This is a genomic window from Comamonas composti DSM 21721 (genome assembly GCF_000429845.1).
Taxonomy (GTDB): domain Bacteria; phylum Pseudomonadota; class Gammaproteobacteria; order Burkholderiales; family Burkholderiaceae_C; genus Comamonas; species Comamonas composti.
Genome location: NZ_KE386972.1, coordinates 144,138 through 164,829, shown reverse-complemented (window position 1 = coordinate 164,829; position 20,692 = coordinate 144,138). Strand labels below are relative to the sequence as shown.

The following is a 20,692-nucleotide window of genomic DNA, read 5'->3' as shown; positions in this document are numbered from 1 at the left end:
GGGACGCCGAGCAAGAGCCGCCTCGCGGCGAAGGCGTCGTCCCCCTTCAGGGGGAAGGCGCAAAGCGCCTCAGGGGGTTACCTCAAATTAGGCACCTGCGCCGCCAGACTGCGCGGCCAGAAGGCCCACAGGCGCAGGCCCTGCTTGACGCGGCCGGCCAGATCGCCGGCCTCGGGGCCCCAGCCCATGAAGAAGTCGGCGCGCACCGCGCCCACGATGGCGCTGCCCGTATCCTGGGCAAACACCAGGCGGTTGAGCTGTACCGTGGGCCCGGGCGTGGACAGCCAGACCGGCGTGCCATAGGGAATGCTGGCCTTGTCCACGGCGATGGAGCGCCCCGGGGTCAAGGCCACGCCCTGCGCGCCCTTGGGGCCGAACTGGGCATCGAGCTCGTTCAAGGGCTCTTCGCGGAAGAACACATAGCGCGGATTGCTCCACAGCATTTCATTGACTCGCCCGGGATTGGCCTGGGTCCAGGCGCTGATGCCGGGCCAGGTGGCATCGCGCACCAGGCCCTGGTCCAGCAGCCAGCGGCCCACGCTTTTGTAGGGCTGGTCGTTGGTGCCTGCAAAGGCCACGCGTATCAGGCGCTGGCTGCCATTGGCCTCGGTGATCTGCAGCCGGCCCGAGCCCTGGATGTGCAGCACCAGCGCGTCCACGGGGTCGCGCAGCCAGGCGATGATGCGCCCGGCCAGCGCGGCCTGGGCCTCGGGCAGGGTGTCTATCTGCTGGCGTGTGTACCAGGGCTTGCGGCTGCCCAGGCTGGCCGGCGGCTGGTACAGCGGCACGTTGAAGCCGTCGCCGGGCCGCCGTCGGGCCTCGAACAAGGGCTCGTAGTAAGCGGTCATCAGCCCATCGGGGCCGCCGCCCATGGCTTCCACGCGGTAGGGCTGCAGATTCTTGATCAGCCAGTTGCGCTGCTCTTCATCGCTGGCGATGCTGAGCTGGCGCACTTCGCGGCACAGGCTTGCAAAAGCCGTGCTTGGGCGCTCGCAGTTCTTGAGCCAGGCATTCCAGGCCTCGTGCAGGGCATCGGCCTGCAGGCCGGGCAGCTCGCTCCAGTCGGTGGCGATCCAGCGGCTCTTGGTCGGCATGCTGGCCGTGAACGGCGGCTTGCTGCCACCGGGCGAGGGCTCTGTCACGGGTGAAGGGTCGTGAACCTGCTTGGTTGAGGAGCAGGCGACAAGGCTCCCTACAATCAGCACCATCGCGGCATGGCGCAGGAGTTGGAAATTCATGGGATTGATTTTGCTTGAAGCTCTGCTAGCCCTGGTGGTTTTGGTGGCTATTGTCTGGTGGACCATGTTTTCCGGTCGCAAACGCGGCGAGTTGCCCGCAGAACCTGAACGGCTTTGCTCTGCCGGCTCGAAGGACGAGCCCCCGGGCCGCTGCGCAGATGACTGCGGCAAGCTGCCGCCGGGAGCACAATAGCCTGCAGGTCAGAATCCGTCCTACGCAAGCCGGGGTGGCGGGCTGATATGGTGCATCCAACCCATGCGTTCACCATGAGGCCGAAGGCGAGGGCGGGCTTTGCACCATAGCATCGCCGTCATTCAAACAAGGAGTTTTCTATGCGCAAGCACGTGGTTTTGGCTGCCGTTACTGCAGCTGTCCTGTTTATTTCGGGTTGTGCCAACATGTCCGATACCCAGCGCCGTACGGCCGTGGGCGCGGGCGCGGGTGCAGCGGCAGGCGCGGTCCTGGGCTCGGTCACGGGCGGCAAGGCCGGCACGGGTGCGCTGATCGGCGCCGGTGTGGGCGCCCTGGGCACCTACATCTGGTCCAACAACATGGAAAAGCAAAAGCGCGAGATGGAGCAGGCCACCCAGGGCACGGGCGTGAACGTGAGTCAGACCGCCGACAACCAGCTCAAGCTCGACATCCCCAGCGATATCTCGTTCGACACGGGCCGCTCCGACATCAAGGGCAACTTCGCGCCCATCCTGGACCGCTTCGCCGAAGGCCTGCGCAACAACCAGAATGCCGAAGTGCGCATCGTCGGCCATACCGACAGCACGGGCTCGGATGCCATCAACAACCCCCTGTCCCTGGACCGCGCCAACAGCACACGCAACTACCTGACGGCACGCGGCATCTCGGGCGCACGCATTGCCACCGACGGCCGTGGCTCGCACCAGCCCGTGGCATCGAATGACTCGGCCAGCGGCCGTGCGATGAACCGTCGCGTGGAAATCTTTGTGGGCGAGAGGCCCAAGCAGTAAGACTCCCCCTGAGGCGCTTTGCGCCTTCCCGCCCTCTCTGCGGGAGGGACGGCACCCACGGGGCGGGGCTGGCCCCTGGTGCGACTGTCTCGCCAGGGCCTGTTTCCAAACACTTCACACATAAAAAAGCCGCTGCTTGCAGCGGCTTTTTTATGTGTCAGGACACCCGCAGCAGATTCGCAAGCTCGACGGCGGACTTGACCTGCATCTTGTCGAACACGCGCGCGCGGTGGACTTCCACGGTGCGCACGCTGATATCGAGCTGGTCGGCAATCAGCTTGTTGGGAATGCCCTCCACGACCAGGCGCATGACATCGCGCTCGCGTTCGGTGAGCTCGTGCAGGCGCTCGAGCACGGCATCGCGCACGCGCGACTGGGCCAGATGCTCCTCGGAGTTTTGCAGGGCCTGGACGATGCGATCGACGAGGGCATTGTCCGAGAACGGTTTTTCGCAGAAGTCGAAGGCGCCGCGCTTGACCGTGTCCACGGCCGTGGGCACATCGGCGTGGCCGGTGAGAAAGATCACGGGCATGGCCGCGATCTGGCCGCGCTCCAGCATGAGGTTGAACAGGGACAGGCCGCTCATGCCGCCCATGCGCATGTCCAGCAGCAGGCAGCAGGGGTGGCGCGGCGCAGGCTGGGCCTGGAGCATGGCCTCGAAGGCTTCTGCACTGTCATAGCACTCGCTGAGCAGCCGGCGCGAGCGCAGCAGCCAGGCAAGGGCTTCGCGCACATCAGCATCGTCATCGACGATATAGACGGTGGCGTTGGGTACAGGTTCCATGGGGGTTACTCGGTCTCCGTGTGAGCGGGCAGCGTAAACGCAAACACCGTTCCCTGCGGCACATGAGGGCTATGCTGGAGTTGGCCGCCATGTTGTTCGACCACGGTGCGGCACAGGCTCAGGCCCAGGCCCATGCCTTCGTCGCGTGTGGTGAAGAACGGCGTGAACAACTGCTCCGCCACCGTCTCGGGAATGCCGCTGCCGTAGTCGGCAACGCTGAGCTCCACCCAGCGACCATGAGAGTCCCCGGCAACGCGCCGGGCGCGCAGCAGCAGCTCACGGCGCGTGATCTCGCGCGAGTCCATGGCCTGCATGCCGTTGCGCGCGAGATTGAGCAGCACCTGCTCGACCATGGTCGGATCGCAGTACACCGCCGGCAGGCCGGGCTCGATCTCGGTCACGACCCGTACGTCGAGCTTGCGTGCCTGCAGGGTGATCAGCGGCAGGATGGCATCGAGGAGCTCATTGGCCGAGACCGCCTGACGCGACTGGTCGCGCCGGCGCACGAAGTCGCGCACGCTCTTGATGACCCGGCCCGCGCGCGAGGCCTGGAAACTGATGCGCTCCATGATCATGCGCAGGTCCTGCAATTGCTGGCCCTGGCGTTTTCCGTCGCTGCTGTGCCCGGTCGGGTCTTCGGCGGCCATGGCCAGCATGTTGAGCGAGCCCGTGGCATAGCTGGAGATCGTGGCCAGGGGCTGGGTGAGTTCGTGGCTGAGCAGCGAGGCCATCTCGCCCACCGTGGCCAGCCGCGCCGTGGCCTGCAGGCGCTCTTGCGAGGCGCGCGAGATTTCCTCCATGCGCTTTTGTTCGCTGATGTCGATGAAGGCGCTCATCCAGCCCGTGTGCTGGCCCTGGGCGTTGATCAGCGGGGCCTCGAAGATCAGCACGGGCACACGTGTGCCGTCCTTGCGCATGAAGATGCTTTCATGGCCTTCGCGTACCGGCGGGGTCGCGCCCGAGAGGCGGTGATCCTGGCGCTGGGCGTATTCGGCGGCCAGCTCCGGCGGCCAGTAGGGTGCGCGGTCCTGGCCCAGCAGCTCATCGGCCGTAAAGCCGACCATGGCGCAGAACGCGGGGTTCACATAGCTGATGCGGCCCTGTAGATCGCGTGCGCGCAGGCCCGTGACCAGAGAGTCCTCCATGGCCTTGCGAAAGGCCAAGGCGTCGCCGAGGTCGCGTTCGGCACGCAGGCGTCGGCGGTTGTCACGCACCAGCACCACGACCACCGAGACCAGGGCAATCGACATCAGCGTGACCAGGGCCGTGAGCACGTTGGGAAACACGCTGGGCGCACGGTGCCAACTGTCCATGCGCAGCACCAGGGTGCTGCCCGGCAGGTCCAGCAGCTGTTGGGCCGTGAACATGCGCGTGCCGCGCCAGGAGGCGCCCAGCAATGCCAGGCGTGTGCCGTCGGGTTCGGTGAACGAGACCTCCTGAGTGCGCGGCAGGTTCTTGCTCACATGGGCGATGAGCAGGCTTTGCAGGTTGTAGGTGCCGATGACAAAGCCCGAGATGTGGCCGCTTTGCGTGAGCGGCAGGCAGACTTCCATCATCTCTGCGCCCAGGCCTTCGGCCAGCAGCTGGAAATAGCTGGGCGAGTACGAGGGGCCGTTGATTCGGCGCGCATGGGTGCAGGTCAGCGCAGCCTCGGGGTGGGCTTCCTGGGAGCGCAGCGGGTCTTCCCATTGCTGGGTGCGGTAAGGCGTTTCGGCCTGGCCCAGCACATGCATGCCGGCGTCGCGCCATTCGATGCGCATGAGTTCACGGCGCACCTGCAGCAGCTGGGCCGCGCGCGCCGGCCAGTCGGCATCCGTACGGCTGGGGGCGTTGAGCGCCTGCAAGTCCTGCAGGTTGCGGCCCAGGGCCGAACGTATGTCGGCCACGGCGTTTGCGGTGTCGCGCTCGAGCTTGTCCTGGACCTGGGAAGCCTCATAGCGCCCGGCCAGCCAGACCAGGGTGATCAGCATGCTCAGCACCAGCACGACCAGCAGGGTCCACAGCGACCAGCGGCGCCAGGCCGTGCGCCAGCGCCGCCAGGGCCAGCGGCTCAGGGCTGCAGAAGGAGAGATGGACAGGCCGTTCACAGGACGCGGTGCTCCAGGGCCGGCAGTTGCTGGCGCACCTGGGCCAGGCTGCTGCGCGAGAGCTCGCCCAGCACCAGGCCCGCGCCCTCGGGCCTTTGCGCCAGCACCTTGCCCCAGGGGTCTATGAGCAGGCTGTGGCCCCAGGTCCGGCGGCCGTTCTCATGCTGGCCGCCCTGGGCCGGGGCCAGCACATAGGCCTGGTTTTCTATGGCCCGCGCGCGCAGCAGCACCTCCCAGTGCGCATGGCCTGTGACATGGGTGAAGGCGCTGGGCACGAGCAGCAGATCGCAGCCGCGGGCCGAGAGCTGGCGGTAGAGCTCGGGAAAGCGCAGGTCATAGCACACGCTCAGGCCCAGGCGCCAGTTCTGGCCGTCACGGCTCTGGATGTCGCAGGTCACGGGCTGCGTGCCGGCCTGAACCACGGCGGCCTCCGCGTAGCGCTCGCGGCCATTGTCGTAGTGGAACAGGTGGATCTTGTCGTAGCGCTCCACGCATTCGCCTGATGGCGAGAACAGCAGCGAGCTGTTGAGCACATGTTGCGCATCATCGGCTTGAAGGGGCAGGGTGCCGCCCAGGATCCACAGCTGCAGCTCACGCGCGGCACGGCTCAGAAAGTCCTGTATCGGCCCCTGACCAAAGGCTTCGCGCAATTGCAGCTTGTCCTGGTCGCGCCAGCCCATGGCACAGAAGTATTCGGGCAGGGCCGCGAGCTCGGCGCCCTGGGTATGCGCCTCGCGCAGCAGCTCCAGGGCCTGGGCCAGATTGGCTTGCAAGTCGGTGGCCGAGACCATTTGCAGGGCGGCAACTTTCATGGCTTTTCTCCTTGAGTCGGGGCTGATGGAGGGTCGGGCTCTGCTGGCAGCTTGCGTCGGGGCAGGGCCGTGACCTGGGGGTCGGACCAGCTGCCGTCGATGCGAAATTCCTTGGTGTTGGCGGCGATCAGCGGGCCGCGCAGCAGCACCTGGGCCAGAAAGCTGCCCAGGCCTATGACCGGGTTGATGGCCGTGGCCACGAGGGAGGCCGTCATGGCATTGATCTCGGGCACGACCACCACATGCAGGCTCTGTGTCTCCTTGTCGAGATCGGCCGAGCCCTCCATGAGCACGGCGGCGTTCACGCCCTTCATCTGCAGGTTGTTGGTGCGCGCAATGCCCTGGCTGATCTGCGCATCGCCACGCAGGAAGTCGAAGGCAAAGCCGTTGCTGAAGACATCGCGGAAGTCCAGCGTGAGCCGTCTTGGCAAGGCCTGCAGGCTCAGCACGCCCAGCAGCTTGGCCAGACCCGGGTCGGCCTTGAGGAACTGGCCGTTTTGCACGTCCAGATGCATTTTCCCCGAGAGGCTGCGCCAGTCGGGCGTGATGGGCGATCCCGTCCAACTGGCCGCGCCCTGCAGGCTGCCCTTGCCCTTGCCAAGCACTCCCGCCATGTCGAAGCGTGTGAGCAGATGGCCGGCATCGCGCAGGTCGAGCTCGAACTGCAGGTCGGTACGGCCCGGGTCATCGGGTTGCGTGGATGACAGCCGCCATTGGCCGCGTGCCGTGAGCAAGGCCTCGGGCGTGGTGATGTCAAAGCGCGCGAGCTGCCACTCGCGCGTCTGGGGTGCGCCGGGCACGGGCTGGTTGCGGGCCTCGACCTCGAGCCGCCCCAGCGGCCGGCCCGCGAGCTGCAGCTTCTCGATATCGATCTGCAGCGCCGGCAAGGCCCTCGGGCCGTGGTTCAGCCAGGCGGCGATGCGTTCGCTGCGGTTCTCGGGCAGGTTCAGGCGCGAGAACTTGCCGCTGAAGCGGCCTGCGGGATCGGTTCTGCTGGCTTCACGGTATTCGACATGGCCGTCGAGCTCCCGCGCCGAAACATTGCCATGCCAGGAGGATCCGTCGCGCGAGATGCCTGCGACCACATCATGCAACTGCCGCCCCTTGGCCTGCAGCTGCCCCAGACGCAAGGCAAAGCTTGAGGGAAGGTAGCCGCGCCAGGACTGTGCGGAGGGCGCCTGGCCGGAGCCCGGCGGGCTCGCATCGGGCAGCAGATCCTGCCAGTCCTCGAGCACCAGGCTGGGCCACTGCAGCTGGGCATGGACGCCGCGCTCGGGCAGGTAGGGGGACGACGCATCTTCCGGGCCCAGCTGGATGGAGCCGCGCAGCACGCGCGGCTGCCCGGCCTCGAGATCGCGCTCATAGACCACCCTGCCCAGCTTGTCGAGCCGCACGTCGATGCGGTCGTGCAGGGGCGCCTGGGCCGAGGCCAGTGCCTGGGACGTGAGCGTGTGGCTATAGCTCAGGGGCAGGGCCGTCTCGGCGCTTTTGCCCAGCGGCGCCGGCAGTTCTATGGCCAGCCCCTGCAGGCTGGATTGCACCAGAAGACTGGGCTGGCCGCGATGCTCGGCAATCTGCAGGCTGTAGGCGGCCTGGCCGCTTGCATGGCGCGCCAGCTCGGTGATCCAGCCAAGCTCATGCGCCTCGCGCAGACCCTGGGCGCTGGCCTGGCCGTGGATGGTGATCTGCAGAGCAGATTCCTGCGGCGCGGCCTTGGCTGCGAGCGCGCGCATGCCGCCTTCGGCACGCAGCTCGCCGCCCAGGGCGCGGGCCCGCAAGCCGCTCAGGGAAAAGCCCTGCTCGGAAAACTGCACGCTGCCGCGCAACTGGCTCAGGCCCGGCGTGTCCGCATTGAGCTGCAGCGTATTGCCCGCAAGCGCGACCTGGCCCGAGACCCTGGCCTGCTCCATGTGCTCTATGGGTAGCTTGAGCTGCAGGCCCAGCTGGGCCTGGCCCGTGGCACGGCTTTGGTCCAGCACATGAGAGGTCAGCTGCGACAGGGATGATTGCTGGACCACGGTCAGCATGTGGTCCAGCGGGCCCTGGACCTTGGCCGAGACTTCGACTTCGGAATGGGACAGGTCGGCAATCGAGGCCTGGATGTCCTGCAGCGCCAGCTGGGGCTGGTCTGCGAATCTGGCCCTGGCCTGGCGCACGCCCATCGAGGCCTTGTCGAACACCAGCTCGCCCGAGAGACGGGTCAGCGCAGGCCAGGGCTTTTCGCCGGGCTCGCGCAGATGGGCGGGCACGTAGTCGTACTCCACATCGTGGAGCTTGGCTGCGATGCGGAACTCGCCCTGGCCGGGCTTCTCGAACGGCATCTGCTCCAGATCGCCGCGGACCTTGAAGCTCACGCCGTTGGCGCGGCCCGATTTGATGGCCGTGCGCACGTAGCGGCGCACATCGGCGTCGATCTCCAGCGGCAGATAGCGATGCACGCGCGTGCCGTCGGTCTCGCCGAGCTGGCCCTGCAGGTCGAGCACGCCGGGAAAGCGCGGCTGCCCGGCCTTGCCTTGGCCCGTATGCCATTCAGCCCTGGCCTCGCCCTCGGTATCCTTGTTTGCAAAGCGCAGGCTGGGCACCTGCACGCGAATCGACGAGCCCTGAAGCTGCCAGCGGGCGCTGGCCTGCAGGCGATGCAGCTCTATGTCGGGCTCTTCGAACACGCCGGGAAACGACAGCCGGGCCGGCGGGCCGGCCTCGTCGATGCCCAGCTGGGCCTGGCCACCGTTCTGGTCCAGGGAGAACTGAAGGTCCAGACCCCGGGCGCCGGGAATGCCAGGCGTCCTGGGCCCCTGCTCGCTGGGCTGGCTGTTGATCGCAAACCGGCTCAGGCGGCCGCTTGCCTGGTATTGCGCGGGATGACGCCAGGGACCGCGCCAACTGAGCTGCAGCTGATCCAGCCGCCCGCCAGGGGCGAGCGCGCTCAGCCGCTGGCGCAGCTCGGGCGCCAGCGGCAGGCGCTGCATGAGCTGGGCGGCCATGGCCAGATCCAGCTGGTCGCTGTGGATTTCTCCATGCTCGCCCAGCGCACCCTGGGCGCTGGCGCCTGAGGGGGTATAGCTGGCGCTGAAGTTGCTCGACGGCCAGTCGAGGCCGTCGCCGGTGCTGAATTCCAGCCCCCGGGCCGAGATTCGGTAGCCGTTCTTGCGCTGGGCAGCCAGCCGGCCTTTCAAGGCTTGCAGATGCAAAGGCCTGGGGTTGCTCTTCCATTGAAGCTGCAGGGCCTGGACAGCCAGGTCGGCTGTGGCGCCCACGGGTTGGCCCTGGCGCAGGTCCAGCCAGGCGCGCACGGCACCTCGGCCCTGTTGCAGGCTCAGGTCTTGCAGATCCAGGTACCGGCCCAGGCGGGACAGGTCGACCTCGGAGAAGCTCGCATAGGCCTGGCCGTTCCAGCGCCGCCAGCTGCCGCCATGGGTGGTCAGCAGAGGCTGGCGAAAGCGCCCCATGAGCGTGAAGCGCTGGCCCCACTCGGCAGGCGGTGTCGCATCCAGGCGCAGCGCATGTCCCCGGCCCTTGTTGCGCAGTGCAAGGTCCACGCTCTCCAGCGTCAGCACGGGAGCCTGGCGCATTTCATCGAGCCAGCTCAGACGCCCGCCACCCAGGGCGAGCTCGGTCTGGGAAAAAATCCAGTCAGCCGTGGGGTTGTGTTCACCTTCGCTGGCGCTGACCTCGAGGCCGGCCACGAAGATGCGCCCATCGGTCGTGCGGCGTATGGTGAGCTCGGGCCGGTCCAGATAGATCTGCTCCACGCCCAGGCGCAGCAGCGAACGCATGGAGAGCGAGACCAGCACGCGTGGCAGGTGCAGGGCCTGCGTGCCGCGCTGCGGATCCTGCAGGCTCACATCGGCCAGTTCGAAGCTGGGCAAAAGCCCTTGCGACTGCGCCGTGATGCTGCCGATGTGAACGCTTGCGCCCAGCTTGCGCGAGGCCAGGGCCTGAAGCTCGGGACGCCATTCGCCGATTCGCGGCACAATCCAGCCGTGAAGCACTCCCCAGGTGCAGGCCACGAACAGCCAGAAGGCCAGAACCAGTCTCAGTGACCACCGCGCAAGACCGGCCATGCAATAGAGCAGGCGGGATGGATGCGGTATGGGTTCTTTCATCGGCGGTTCGGGCAATGAAGGGATTATCGCCCGTGCCCCTGCAGGGGCGCGGCAATCAATCTGTTACCAGACAAGGCTTTTGCCAGAAGCGCTAACTTCATGGTTCTATGCATTCTTTCGAGCAGCTTATGGCGCAGCAAGCCATGAATCATTCTTCCGCACAGGCTTCTTACTCCCGCTTTCATCAGCGTCTGCAGCGGCGCTATGCCGACGAACTGGCTTTGCTGCCTGAGGGCGAGCCCTGTCTGGAGAGCATGCAGCAGGGCCTACAGGCCCTGCTGCAGCGGGGCCTGGACCTGTCGGCTAGCCTGCGCATCCTGCGCCAGCTGGTCATGCAAAGGCTGATGGTGCTCGACTGCGAGCAGCAGGTGCCCCTGGGCGTGGTCACACGTGCGGTCACCGAGCTGGCCGAGCTGGCGCTGGATCGCGCATGCACCCAGGTGCGCGTCGAGCTCGATGCGCGCCATGGCGAGCCGCGCGGGCGCGACGGCCAGCCCGTGCAGCTGTGGGTCATAGGCATGGGCAAGCTGGGCGCGCGCGAGCTCAATGTCTCCAGCGACATCGACCTGATCTATGTCTACGAGCAGGAGGGCGAGACCACGGGCCAGAGCGACGGACGCGGCGTGATCTCCAATCACGAATACTTTGCGCGCGCGGTCAAGGGCATCTACGCCCTGATAGGCGATACCACCGAGCACGGCTTCGTGTTTCGCGTCGATCTGGCGCTGCGCCCCCATGGCAACTCCGGGCCGCCGGCCGTGTCCCTGGCCTCGCTGGAAGAGTACCTGCAGACCCAGGGGCGTGAATGGGAGCGTTTTGCCTGGCTCAAGAGCCGGGTCGTGGCGCCGTTCGATGTCGTGCGCTCGCCCCAGGTCCAGGCGCTGCGCGGCGTGGTTCTGCCCTTCGTGTTCCGCCGCTATCTCGACTATGCAGTGTTCGACGCCCTGCGCTCCCTGCATCGCCAGATACGCGAGCATGCGGCGCGGCGCAGCGCCGGCCACCCAGGGCGGGCCAACGATGTCAAGCTCTCGCGCGGCGGCATACGCGAGATCGAGTTCACGGTGCAATTGCTGCAGGTGGTGCGCGGCGGACAGTTTCCCGAACTGCGTTGCCGGCCCACGCTGGAGGCCTTGCAGCGCCTGGCGCGCGCGGGCCTGATGAGCCGGCAGGTGGCCGATGAGCTCGCGGCGGCCTATGTGTTCTTGCGCCGTGTGGAACACCGCATCCAGTATCTGGACGACCAGCAGACCCATGTGCTGCCCACGCGCGATGACGATCTGGACTGGATTGCGCGCAGTCTGGGTTTTGGCGATACCTGCGCCTTTCTGCACCAGCTTGATGCCCACCGCGAATTCGTGGCCGAGGAGTTCGACACCTTGCTCGGCGGCTCGGCTCCGTCTTGCGGATCGGGACGTTGTGGTTCGGCCCAGGGTCAGGCTGCGGCCGGCATGCCGCGCGAAATCGATGGTCTGATGGACAAGCTGCCCGAGGCCCTGGCCGGCCATGTGGCGGGCTGGCGCGGCAATGCGCGCATACAGGGGCTGCGTGAAGAGGCGCGCAACCGCCTGTTTCGCCTGGTGCAGCTCACGGCGCAATGGGTCGCCGATGGCGAGGCCAGCGAAGAGGCCGCGCTGCGCTTCTTGAGCTGGCTGGAGCCGCTGTTGCGCCGCGAAAGCTATCTGGCCCTGCTGCTGGAGCGCCCGGCTGTGCACGAGCGGCTGCTGCACCTGCTGGGCGCGGCGCGCTGGCCCGCGCGCTATCTGCAGCAGCACCCGGGCGTGATCGACGAGCTGGCCAGCGATGCCATGCTGGGCGAGCGCTTCTCGGCGGCCGACTTCGAGCATGAACTCGCCTTGCGTCTGGCAGCCCTGCAGGCCACGGGCGAGGACGACGACGAAAACCTGCTGAACCTGCTGCGCCGCGCTCACCATGCCGAGGTGTTCAGAACGCTGGCGCGCGACATCGAAGGCCGCATCAGCGTGGAGCAGGTGGCCGACGACCTCAGCGCCCTGGCCGACAGCGTGCTGCGCGTGACCGCGCGCTGGTGCTGGAGCCGGCTCAGAAACCGGCACCGTGCATCGCCCCAGTTCGCGATCATTGGTTACGGCAAGCTGGGCGGCAAGGAGCTGGGCTACGGCAGCGACCTGGATATCGTCTTCGTGTTCGACGACGAGGACGAGAGTGCGCCCGAGGTCTATGCGGCCTTTGTGCGCAAGCTCATCAACTGGCTGGCCGTGAAGACCGGTGAAGGCGATCTGTTCGAGATCGACACGGCGCTGCGCCCCAACGGCAACTCCGGTCTGCTGGTGACCAGCTTTGCCTCCTATGCCAACTACCAGCAGCAGCGCGGCAGCAATACCGCCTGGACCTGGGAGCACCAGGCCATGACGCGGGCGCGCTTCGTACTGGGCAGCGAGGATTTGCAGACCGAGGACGCCGCTGCGCCGGACGGCGGCCTGGCGCTGGAGGCACGCTTTGATGCCGTGCGCGAAGCCGTGATCACCGCGCCCCGCGATGCGGCTGCGCTGCGTGACGAGATCGTGGGCATGCGCGAGCGCGTGCGCACGGCCCACCCGGTGCGCAGCGGCCTGTTCGATGTCAAGCACAGCCCGGGCGGCATGGTCGATGTGGAGTTTGCGGTGCAGTTTCTCGTGCTCTCGCAGTCGGCGCGCCATCCCGAGCTGGTGGCCAACGTCGGCAACATCGCGCTTTTGCTGCGTGCCGAGCAGGCGGGCCTGCTGCCGCAAGGCGTTGGCCAGCAGACGGCCAGTGCGTATCGCGAACTGCGCCGGCTGCAGCATGTGGCCCGCCTTGACGAGCGCGCAGCGGTGCTTGAGCCGGCCCAGGCCGCGCCGCTATGCGACCCGGTCAAGAGGTTGTGGAAGGCTGTTTTTGAGTGAAGATGCAGGCATTTCCCGGGCTGCGATGGCGGCCTGGGGCAGCGCTTGAAAATGTGAATTCCAACTTGTGCACCTGATGTTTGTAGGGCGCGGGTAGCAAGTATGGAAAAAGGCCTACAGATAAAACGCAGTATTCCGCAAATTGTTACAAAATTGCAACCCACAAGATCTGGAACTTCTGCAAAAGTGACTCATCTACAGATTAAGGTTTGCACCAAGAGAGAATCCATACCAGTTTTATGTTGCGAAGCCTCTGGGGTCACAGTTCAACTGTTCTGCCCGAAGCGCTTCTCCTCCCTCCCTCTCTTTTTTCGTTTCGGGACGCTTCGCGACTTTTTTATGCCAGCAAAAAGGCCATCGAAAGATGGCCTTTTTGCATGCAGCTGCACAGCGTGCAGGATCTGCCTCACGTCAAAGTCGCAAATGGCCTGGATCGAGAGGTGATGCAGCTGTTCTTGCGCAGATCACTCGGGCCGGGTTGAGGCAAAGCTGGGTCGCTCGGCCAGCTTGGCGAACAGCAGGGCCAGATTCGGGTGCTCGTCACGCCAGGCAATTTCGGGAAAACGCAGATCCAGCCAGCCCAGGGCGCTGCCCACGCAGACATCGGCCAGCGTGAAATGCACGCCGCAGCAATAACTCTTGTCGCCCAGGCCCTGGGACATGACGGCCAGGGCGGCCCGGACCTTGCCCAACTGGCGCTCCATCCAGGCTTGGCAGCGCTGATCCGAGCTGCGGCCCGGCCAGGTGGCTTCCAGGCGCGCGAGGGCGCCGGCGTCGAGCAGGCCGTCGGCCAGGGCCTCCCAGCTCTTGACTTCGGCGCGCTCGCGGCCCGTGCCCGGGATCAGCTTGCCCACGGGGGACAGCGTGTCCAGGTATTCGACGATCACGCGCGAGTCGAACATGGCATCGCAGCCGTCCATGACCAGGCGCGGCACCTTGCCCAGCGGGTTGCCCGTGCCCGGAGTCTGCTCCTGGTCCCAGGGGTTTTCTTGCACGAACTGATATTCCAGCCTTTTTTCGGCCAGGACGATGCGTACCTTGCGTACGTAGGCGCTGCTGGTGGAACCTATCAATTTCATGCTTGTCTTCCGTGGGGCGGAGACCGGCTCCAGGACCGGTGTGAGCCGGCGAATCTCCGGGCTGCCGATTCTATGCGTTGCCCGCCTATCACCTGGCCGGCTCCATGAATTGTGCGGCCCACCTACAATGACGGCCCATGAATTCGTCCCACATCACCGCCTTGTCCCCCCTGGACGGCCGCTACGCCGCCAAGCTCACAGCCCTGCGTCCCATCATGAGTGAGATGGGCTACATGCACCGCCGCGTGCAGGTGGAGGTGGCCTGGTTCATCGCCTTGTCCGATGCGGGATTTGCCGAATTCGAGCCGCTGAGCGAGGCCTCGCGCACCTATCTGCAGGAGCTGGTGCGCAACTTCGGCGAAGCCGATGCGGCGGCCATCAAGGACATAGAAAAGACCACGAATCACGACGTCAAGGCTGTGGAGTACTGGATCAAGGCCAGGTTCGAGGGCCATGCCGAGCTGCTCAAGGCCGCCGAATTCGTGCACTTTGCCTGTACCAGCGAAGACATCAACAACACCAGCCATGCGCTGCAGCTGCGCGCAGGACGCGACGAGGTGCTGCTGCCCGCGCTGCAGGGCATTACCGCCAAGCTGCGCGAGATGGCCCATGCCTATGCGGCCGTGCCCATGCTCAGCCGCACTCACGGCCAGACGGCCAGCCCGACCACGGTGGGCAAGGAAATCGCCAACGTGCTGGTGCGCCTGGAAAAGGCCGCAGCCCAGGTGGGCGCAGTGAAGATCCTCGGGAAGATGAACGGCGCCGTGGGCAATTACAACGCCCATTTGTCGGCCTGGCCCGAGTTCGACTGGGAAGCCTTCAGCAAGCACGTGATCGAGTCGCCCGAGCCCAAGGGTCTGGGTCTGAGCTTCCAGCCCTACTCGATTCAGATTGAGCCGCACGACTACATGGCCGAGCTGTTCGATGCGATCGCGCGCGCCAACACCATCCTGATCGACTTTGCGCGTGACGTCTGGGGCTATGTGTCGCTGGGCTACTTCAAGCAGCGCCTCAAGGCCGGCGAGATCGGCTCGTCCACCATGCCGCACAAGGTCAACCCCATCGACTTCGAGAACGCCGAAGGCAATCTGGGCCTGGCCAATGCCTTGCTCAAGCACCTCGCAGAGAAGCTGCCCATTTCGCGTTGGCAGCGTGACCTCACCGACTCCACGGTGCTGCGCAACATCGGCGTGGCCATGGGCTATGCGACCCTGGCTTACAGCTCGCTGATGACGGGCCTGAACAAGCTCGAGCTCAACGAGGAGCGCCTGCAGGAAGACCTGAACCACGCCTGGGAAGTGCTGGCCGAGCCCATCCAGACCGTGATGCGCCGCTATGGCGTGCAGGGCGCCTACGAAAAGCTCAAGGAAGTCACGCGCGGCAAGACCGTGCTCGCCCAAGACCTGCACCGCCTGATCCAGGGCCTGGAGATTCCCGAGGCCGACAAGCAGCGCCTGCTCGCCATGACGCCGGCCTCCTATGTGGGCAAGGCCGCCGAGCTCGCTCGTCGCGCTTAAAAAAGATAGCTGGTAGCGCTTGCCTGAAGCGCAATTGAGATAGATAGAGCTGCTAAAACAAGTCAGGACTTGCGCTAGCAGCTCTTGTTTTTGCAAGGCTTGCGCAACGGGAATGCGCTCACCGCACGTGCCACGGGGCCGGCAGCGGGCGCTCGCCTCAAGGTGCAGGCCGTCTTTGGATAGCTTCATGGCCATTAAATCCACGATCTTCAAGGCCCATGTGTCGATTGCCGACATCGACCATGGCTATTACGCCGACCACAATCTGACGCTGGCCCGCCATCCCAGCGAAACCGACGAGCGCATGATGGTGCGCCTGGTGGCGCTGGCGCTCAACGCCCACCAGCTGAACGACATGTGCCATGGCGACGGCACGCTGGCCTTTGGCGCAGGCCTGTCCGACCCCGATGACCCGGATGTCTCGCTGACCGACTTCACGGGCGCCAAGCGCCTGTGGATCGAGGTCGGCCAGCCCGAGGAAAAGCCGATCTCCAAGGCCTGCAGCAAATCCGATGCCGTGGTGCTTTACCCGTTCAGCCACGCGGCCGAGGTCTGGTGGAAGGGCATGGAGGGCAAGCTCGCGCGTCTGGACAAGCTCCAGGTCTGGCGCCTGCCTTCCGAGACCAGCCAGGCCCTGGCCGCGCTGGCCGAGCGCAGCATGCAGCTGCAGGCCACGATACAGGAAGGCGCGCTCACGCTGTCCAGCAATCTGGGTACGGTGTTCGTCGAGCCCCTGCGCTGGAAATAGGCAGTCTGCCGGGCTCAGGAGGAGCGCTTTTCGGCCGCCCGCTCTGCATAGCGGGTAAAGCGCCAGGAGTCGGCCTCGCGGGTGATGCGCAGCCATACCGCGCGTTTTTCTGCGGGCTCCATCGCGGTCCAGTACTGGACTTCTTCAAAGCTGCGCCCGCAGCCCTTGCACTTCTCGTCGCCCTGGCTGGTCGAGCAAATCGCAATGCAGGGCGTGTCGGGCGTGGTGTCATACCACACCAGCCAGGCGGCCATGGCGTGCGATGGAAAGCCATCGACCGGGATCTCGCTCTGGTGGCGGAAGATCATCAGCGCATAGACCTCGGCCAGGGCCCGGACTTCGGGTGAGAGCAGAACGCCATCGGGTGATGGAGCGCGCTCCCGCCAGTAGTTGATGGCAGCTTCTATGTCGGTGATGTGTAACGCAGTCATGAATCCTCTTTGCAAGGCAGGCATGATAAGACGCTTGCCATAAGCGTACTGCGGGCGGGGAGGTGGACAAGAAGCTGCTCCGGGACTCAACGCACAGTATGTGCCCAATGGTCAATAAATGTCTCTGCGCTTGCGTGTTGTATCTGTTTTGTGTTGCAATCCGCGGGTTCGAAGGGGAGTAGCTCTTTGCCATCCGCCAGACCTGCCAACTGCAGGTCCAGCGCGAGGTTACGGATTGGTCGTCAATACGAAGCGCAAGCTTCCGGCCCTCCGGGCTGCAGCACTGCTGCAGCTGAGCAAGACCTTTGATGGACCCTATGGCGGTCGATCAAGGTGCTTCCCCCGTGCTCCAGGCATGTCCTGTCCGGGTCTGCGCTAAGGCAGCTATCTGGGTTTTCTGTATGGGTGGTGCCCGGCCTTGTTTGAAGGCTGGTCACTCAAGACATTCAACAGGGGAAACCTTATGGACTTGGACTTTCTTACACACGCCCCATTCTGGGTCGCCTTGGGCCAGATCATCATCATCGACATCCTGCTGGGTGGCGATAACGCCGTGGTCATCGCTCTCGCCTGCCGCAAACTGCCGCCGGCCCAGCGCACCAAGGGCATCATCTACGGCACGGCCGGTGCCATCGTCTTGCGCGTCATCCTCATCGCCTTCGCGATGACCCTGCTGCAACTGCCCTTCCTCAAGGTTGTTGGCGCCCTGCTGCTGGTCTGGATCGGCATCAAGCTGATCGCGCCCGATGAAGAAGGCCATGACGGCATCGAAGGCAGCGACAAGCTGTTCGCGGCCATCAAGACCATCATCGTGGCCGACCTGGTCATGAGCGTGGACAACGTGATCGCCATCGCGGGCGCAGCCCAGAGCTCGGGCGAGCACCAGATGCTGCTGGTCACGCTGGGCCTGCTGATCTCCATCCCCATCATCGTCTGGGGCTCGCAGTTGGTGATCAAGCTCATGGAGCGTTTCCCCATGATCATCGTGCTCGGCGGCATGCTGCTGGGCTGGATTGCGGGCGGCATGCTGGTCACCGATCCGGTGTTCGTGAACACCGAGAAGTGGACCTGGATGTTCAAGCTTGGCACCGTCGATGAGAACGGCCTGGCCGTGGTCTCCAACATCCTGTTCTATGGTGCCCATGTGGTCGGCGCGCTGCTGGTCCTGGGCCTGGGCAAGTGGATGGCTGCACGCAACGCCAGCGGCAAGGCCGTGGCCAACGAGGCCTGAAGCCTGAAAGCGGCGGGGCCTATAGGGCCGGGGGCGTGCTCCCCGGCCTGTCAGAATAAGCACCTTGCCGCTCGTGGCCCCCGCAATACAAGGATCTGCCCCGTGACTCCCATCATCATCTATGTGGATGACGCCGACTACGCCCTGCCCTTGCTGCAGGGGCTTGCCGGCTCGCCACAAGCCTCCTCCTCGCACTGGCTGCTCGTGGCCTGTGCTCCGCGCATCACCCATCGCGCGAGCAAATGGGTCAGCCACAGTGCGCGCGAGAACTGGCGCGGCAAATGGGCCGACAAGCTGTTTGCGCATCTGGTGCCGGTGCTCGACCAGGGCGGTGCCCGTGTCTCCCAGGTGTTGGCCAAGGGCCCTCTGGACGGCTTGCTGGAAGAGCTGCAGCAGCTCCACGGCAAGGCCCAGGTGGTTGATGCACGCCGGCCCAAGCAGCCGGCCCCAGCCCAGAACACCCGCAGCTGGAACCTGCCTGGCACCCTGGCAGCCCTGGGCGCCATGCTGGGCCTGGTGTTTGAAGAAAGCATGATCTAGCGCCCGCAGCGCGCTTGCGTATCCCAGTCGAAAAAGCCCTGCAGGTCTCGCCCGCAGGGCTTTTTGCTGTGTGGCCCTGGCTGGGCGGTAGGCTTGGGCCTGCTGCTATGCTCGCTTCATGAAGCTCTTGATCAAATGGCTGCTCAGCGCCGTCGCCCTGCTGACCGTTGCCTACCTCTACAGTGGCGTACAGGTGGCCAGCTTTGGCTCGGCCATGATTGCTGCGCTGGTCATCGGCCTGCTCAACGCCGTGCTCAGGCCCGTGCTGGTGGTGCTGACCCTGCCCGTGACCATCGTCACCGTGGGACTGTTCCTGTTCGTGGTCAACGGGCTCATGTTCTGGGCCGCCTCGGGCATTCTGGGCGGCTTTCATGTGGCGGGCTTCTGGGCAGCCATGCTCGGAGCCCTGATTTATTCAGTGCTGGGCCTGGTCATTGAATCACTTCTCGCTCGACTGTTCCCGTAGCAGCTCTTCCACGGCACGCAGGCGCGTATCGATGATCGAGGCCTCGATGTAATCGAGCTGCTGACCACTCTTGCGCCCCAACTCCTGCGCAGCCTTGAACCGGTCCACGGCAGCTGGATAGTCATAGTGGGCGACATGGGCCTCGGCTTCGGCGCGCAGCGCCCGAAGTTCCTGTTTTTGCGAGCCCCAGACCTGGGCCAGCAACTGCCAGGCCTGAGCATCGCGCGGATGATCGGTCACCCAGGTCTGCAACTGCCCTGCCATGGCGGCTGCCGACTGCTGGCGCAGCAGCACCTGGGTACGCAGCAAGAGCTCGGGCCTGTGCGGGCCGCGGCTCTCACGCACCATGACGGTGGCAAGGCTGGGGCCGGCCAGGGGCGGATCATTTTGCTTTGCATCGGCAGAGGGCAGGGCCGGAGTTTGCGATACGGGCTCCAGCGCAGCAAGTGCGGCCGAGGGCTGGCCTGCGCCCAGCTCCAGCTCGGTCTGCAGCAGCCGGGCCTGGCGCAAGGCCTCGGGATTGACGCTGCAGGCGGCGCTCAGGCGATGCAGCATGTCGCGCGCCACGGACCAGTCCCTCAGTTGCATGGCGCTCAGTACGGCGGCATACAGCTGGGCCACCTGCTGCTCCCTGGGCTGGCTGCCAAAGCTGGTGGAACGAGGCAAATCCGCCCACTGGCGCAGCACATCCACCCCCGGACGAGAGAGCACGCGCGCACGCGCGGCCATCATCACGTGCTCCAGCGTGGGCGCGGGCATGGGGGAGGTGCCGGAACCCAGGGGCAGGCGCGAATGCATGTCGGCGATACGTTCCGTGGTCAAGGGGTGGCTGCGCAGATAAGGCCAGCTGCCGTTGTCGTTGATACGGCTTGCAACCTGCAGCTTGTCGAACATGCTCACAAAACCCTGGGGCGCAAAGCCGGCCGGCGCCATCAGGCCATAACCCATGCGGTCGGCCTCGCGCTCCATGTCGCGCGAGAAATTGAGCTGGTTTTGCACGGCCAGAGCCTGGCCACCCATCATCATGGCCATGGCTGCATCGGGACTTCTGCTGGCCGCGAGTGCGCCCAGAATCATGGAGCCAAGCATCAACGGCGTCTGCTTGCCCTGCTGGGCGATCAGGCGCGCAATATGGCGCTGGGTCACATGGCTCAATTCATGGGCAAGCACCGAAGCCAGCTCGTCGCGCGTGCTGACCACGCCTATCAGGCCCAGGTGCACACCCAGATAGCCGCCCGGTAGTGCAAATGCGTTGATCGAGCGATCGCGGCCCAGCAGGATCTCCCAGGCAAAGCGCTCCTCCAGTTCGGGCGAGAGCTCGCCGCGCTCACGTGCGGCATTGACCAGGTGCAGCCATATGCCTTCCACATACTCCTGCAGCACGGGATCGTCGAGATAGTCCGGGTCGCGATAGAGCTCGCGGATGATGCGATCGCCCAGGCGCCGCTCCTCGCTGGTGGTGGTTGCACCCCCGCCATCGCCCAGTGTGGGCAGACGCGGCTGGGCATGTACGGGAAGCAAGGCCTGGCAGGCAGTGGCCGCAATGCCTAAGGTCAGGACCAGGGTCCGCAGGCGGCGGCTGACGGAAGATTTTGAGCTGGATTCGCGCATGATGAGGCCAAGGCGGCTGGAGATGGCAGCATATCAGGGGGCGCTGCCATCCCGGGGCATGCCGGCGGACGGTGGTACACCCTAATATGATGCCTTGAATGCCCGAACGTTCATGTCAGCCGTTTCAGTTGGCTGTTCCGGCCTCACAAGCTGATGCG

At 65.5% G+C, this 20,692-nt stretch carries 16 protein-coding genes; 8 read left to right on the top strand and 8 right to left on the bottom strand.

The window, feature by feature from the left end; translation table 11 throughout:
- Positions 1-77: 77 nt before the first annotated feature.
- Positions 78-1,238, bottom strand: a complete 1,161-nt coding sequence (gene mltA / locus G486_RS0119410) for a murein transglycosylase A (RefSeq protein WP_027017030.1) — start codon at positions 1,236-1,238, stop codon at positions 78-80.
- Here mltA and G486_RS23810 point away from each other — a divergent pair.
- Both G486_RS23810 and G486_RS0119405 read left to right on the top strand, forming a co-directional pair.
- Positions 1,237-1,431: a hypothetical protein gene (locus tag G486_RS23810; RefSeq protein WP_084455466.1), complete on the top strand. Its 195-nt coding sequence runs from the start codon at positions 1,237-1,239 to the stop codon at positions 1,429-1,431. The genes mltA and G486_RS23810 overlap by 2 nt on opposite strands.
- 140 nt (positions 1,432-1,571) lie before the next feature.
- Positions 1,572-2,222, top strand: a complete 651-nt coding sequence (locus G486_RS0119405) for an OmpA family protein (protein ID WP_027017029.1) — start codon at positions 1,572-1,574, stop codon at positions 2,220-2,222.
- A gap of 157 nt (positions 2,223-2,379) precedes the next feature.
- Here the strand turns inward: G486_RS0119405 and G486_RS0119400 are convergent, their stop codons facing one another.
- From G486_RS0119400 to G486_RS22875, 4 genes are read right to left on the bottom strand one after another with little or no spacing between them, the layout of a single operon-like run.
- Positions 2,380-3,006 carry a response regulator transcription factor gene (locus G486_RS0119400; RefSeq protein WP_027017028.1) on the bottom strand — a complete coding sequence of 209 codons (627 nt, stop codon included), beginning with the start codon at positions 3,004-3,006 and terminating at the stop codon, positions 2,380-2,382.
- A 5-nt stretch (positions 3,007-3,011) separates the two neighbouring features.
- A complete protein-coding gene (locus G486_RS0119395) occupies positions 3,012-5,093 on the bottom strand; it encodes a PAS domain S-box protein (RefSeq protein ID WP_034388504.1) in 2,082 nt (693 codons plus the stop codon).
- The gene (locus G486_RS0119390) at positions 5,090-5,905 is read right to left on the bottom strand and encodes a carbon-nitrogen hydrolase family protein (protein ID WP_027017026.1); all 816 of its coding nucleotides are present in this window, start codon (positions 5,903-5,905) and stop codon (positions 5,090-5,092) included. The genes G486_RS0119395 and G486_RS0119390 overlap by 4 nt, the downstream gene beginning before the upstream one ends.
- A complete protein-coding gene (locus tag G486_RS22875; protein WP_084455453.1) occupies positions 5,902-10,011 on the bottom strand; it encodes a YhdP family protein in 4,110 nt (1,369 codons plus the stop codon). Before G486_RS22875 ends, G486_RS0119390 begins: the two co-directional genes overlap by 4 nt.
- Positions 10,012-10,139: 128 nt before the next feature.
- On the opposite strand from G486_RS22875, the gene glnE reads away from it, so the two are divergent.
- The gene (glnE, locus tag G486_RS0119380) at positions 10,140-12,911 is read left to right on the top strand and encodes a bifunctional [glutamate--ammonia ligase]-adenylyl-L-tyrosine phosphorylase/[glutamate--ammonia-ligase] adenylyltransferase (RefSeq protein WP_027017025.1); all 2,772 of its coding nucleotides are present in this window, start codon (positions 10,140-10,142) and stop codon (positions 12,909-12,911) included.
- A gap of 464 nt (positions 12,912-13,375) precedes the next feature.
- On the opposite strand, the gene G486_RS0119375 is transcribed toward glnE, so the two are convergent.
- Positions 13,376-13,990 carry a glutathione S-transferase family protein gene (locus G486_RS0119375; protein ID WP_027017024.1) on the bottom strand — a complete coding sequence of 205 codons (615 nt, stop codon included), beginning with the start codon at positions 13,988-13,990 and terminating at the stop codon, positions 13,376-13,378.
- 137 nt (positions 13,991-14,127) lie between these two features.
- On the opposite strand from G486_RS0119375, the gene purB reads away from it, so the two are divergent.
- Positions 14,128-15,507, top strand: coding sequence for an adenylosuccinate lyase (gene purB / locus G486_RS0119370; protein WP_027017023.1), 1,380 nt, complete (start codon positions 14,128-14,130; stop codon positions 15,505-15,507).
- Positions 15,508-15,694: 187 nt separating this feature from the next.
- On the top strand, positions 15,695-16,255 hold the full coding sequence (locus G486_RS0119365; RefSeq protein WP_027017022.1) for a YaeQ family protein: 561 nt from the start codon (positions 15,695-15,697) through the stop codon (positions 16,253-16,255).
- A 14-nt stretch (positions 16,256-16,269) separates the two neighbouring features.
- Here the strand turns inward: G486_RS0119365 and G486_RS0119360 are convergent, their stop codons facing one another.
- On the bottom strand, positions 16,270-16,686 hold the full coding sequence (locus G486_RS0119360) for a DUF3717 domain-containing protein (RefSeq protein ID WP_027017021.1): 417 nt from the start codon (positions 16,684-16,686) through the stop codon (positions 16,270-16,272).
- 463 nt (positions 16,687-17,149) lie between these two features.
- Here G486_RS0119360 and G486_RS0119355 point away from each other — a divergent pair, with 463 nt between their 5' ends.
- The 3 genes from G486_RS0119355 (at position 17,150) to G486_RS0119345 (ending at position 18,923) form a co-directional block, all read left to right on the top strand.
- Complete coding sequence (locus G486_RS0119355) at positions 17,150-17,917, top strand: TerC family protein (protein WP_027017020.1); 768 nt, start codon at positions 17,150-17,152, stop codon at positions 17,915-17,917.
- A gap of 102 nt (positions 17,918-18,019) precedes the next feature.
- Positions 18,020-18,457, top strand: coding sequence for a hypothetical protein (locus G486_RS0119350; RefSeq protein ID WP_027017019.1), 438 nt, complete (start codon positions 18,020-18,022; stop codon positions 18,455-18,457).
- Positions 18,458-18,575: 118 nt separating this feature from the next.
- Positions 18,576-18,923, top strand: coding sequence for a phage holin family protein (locus G486_RS0119345; RefSeq protein ID WP_027017018.1), 348 nt, complete (start codon positions 18,576-18,578; stop codon positions 18,921-18,923).
- Here G486_RS0119345 and G486_RS0119340 read toward each other — a convergent pair.
- On the bottom strand, positions 18,897-20,534 hold the full coding sequence (locus tag G486_RS0119340) for a M48 family metalloprotease (RefSeq protein WP_027017017.1): 1,638 nt from the start codon (positions 20,532-20,534) through the stop codon (positions 18,897-18,899). The two genes, G486_RS0119345 and G486_RS0119340, sit on opposite strands and share 27 nt — an antisense overlap.
- Positions 20,535-20,692: the final 158 nt, after the last annotated feature.

What these genes read in the sequence shown, in the direction of transcription:
- G486_RS23810 (WP_084455466.1), top strand. Translation starts at nt 1,237, where the DNA reads ATGGGATTGATTTTGCTTGAAGCTCTGCTAGCCCTGGTGGTTTTGGTG.
- mltA (WP_027017030.1), bottom strand. Translation starts at nt 1,238, where the DNA reads ATGAATTTCCAACTCCTGCGCCATGCCGCGATGGTGCTGATTGTAGGG.
- G486_RS0119405 (WP_027017029.1), top strand. Translation starts at nt 1,572, where the DNA reads ATGCGCAAGCACGTGGTTTTGGCTGCCGTTACTGCAGCTGTCCTGTTT.
- G486_RS0119400 (WP_027017028.1), bottom strand. Translation starts at nt 3,006, where the DNA reads ATGGAACCTGTACCCAACGCCACCGTCTATATCGTCGATGACGATGCT.
- G486_RS0119390 (WP_027017026.1), bottom strand. Translation starts at nt 5,905, where the DNA reads ATGAAAGTTGCCGCCCTGCAAATGGTCTCGGCCACCGACTTGCAAGCC.
- G486_RS22875 (WP_084455453.1), bottom strand. Translation starts at nt 10,011, where the DNA reads ATGAAAGAACCCATACCGCATCCATCCCGCCTGCTCTATTGCATGGCC.
- glnE (WP_027017025.1), top strand. Translation starts at nt 10,140, where the DNA reads ATGGCGCAGCAAGCCATGAATCATTCTTCCGCACAGGCTTCTTACTCC.
- G486_RS0119375 (WP_027017024.1), bottom strand. Translation starts at nt 13,990, where the DNA reads ATGAAATTGATAGGTTCCACCAGCAGCGCCTACGTACGCAAGGTACGC.
- purB (WP_027017023.1), top strand. Translation starts at nt 14,128, where the DNA reads ATGAATTCGTCCCACATCACCGCCTTGTCCCCCCTGGACGGCCGCTAC.
- G486_RS0119365 (WP_027017022.1), top strand. Translation starts at nt 15,695, where the DNA reads ATGGCCATTAAATCCACGATCTTCAAGGCCCATGTGTCGATTGCCGAC.
- G486_RS0119360 (WP_027017021.1), bottom strand. Translation starts at nt 16,686, where the DNA reads ATGACTGCGTTACACATCACCGACATAGAAGCTGCCATCAACTACTGG.
- G486_RS0119355 (WP_027017020.1), top strand. Translation starts at nt 17,150, where the DNA reads ATGGACTTGGACTTTCTTACACACGCCCCATTCTGGGTCGCCTTGGGC.
- G486_RS0119345 (WP_027017018.1), top strand. Translation starts at nt 18,576, where the DNA reads ATGAAGCTCTTGATCAAATGGCTGCTCAGCGCCGTCGCCCTGCTGACC.
- G486_RS0119340 (WP_027017017.1), bottom strand. Translation starts at nt 20,534, where the DNA reads ATGCGCGAATCCAGCTCAAAATCTTCCGTCAGCCGCCGCCTGCGGACC.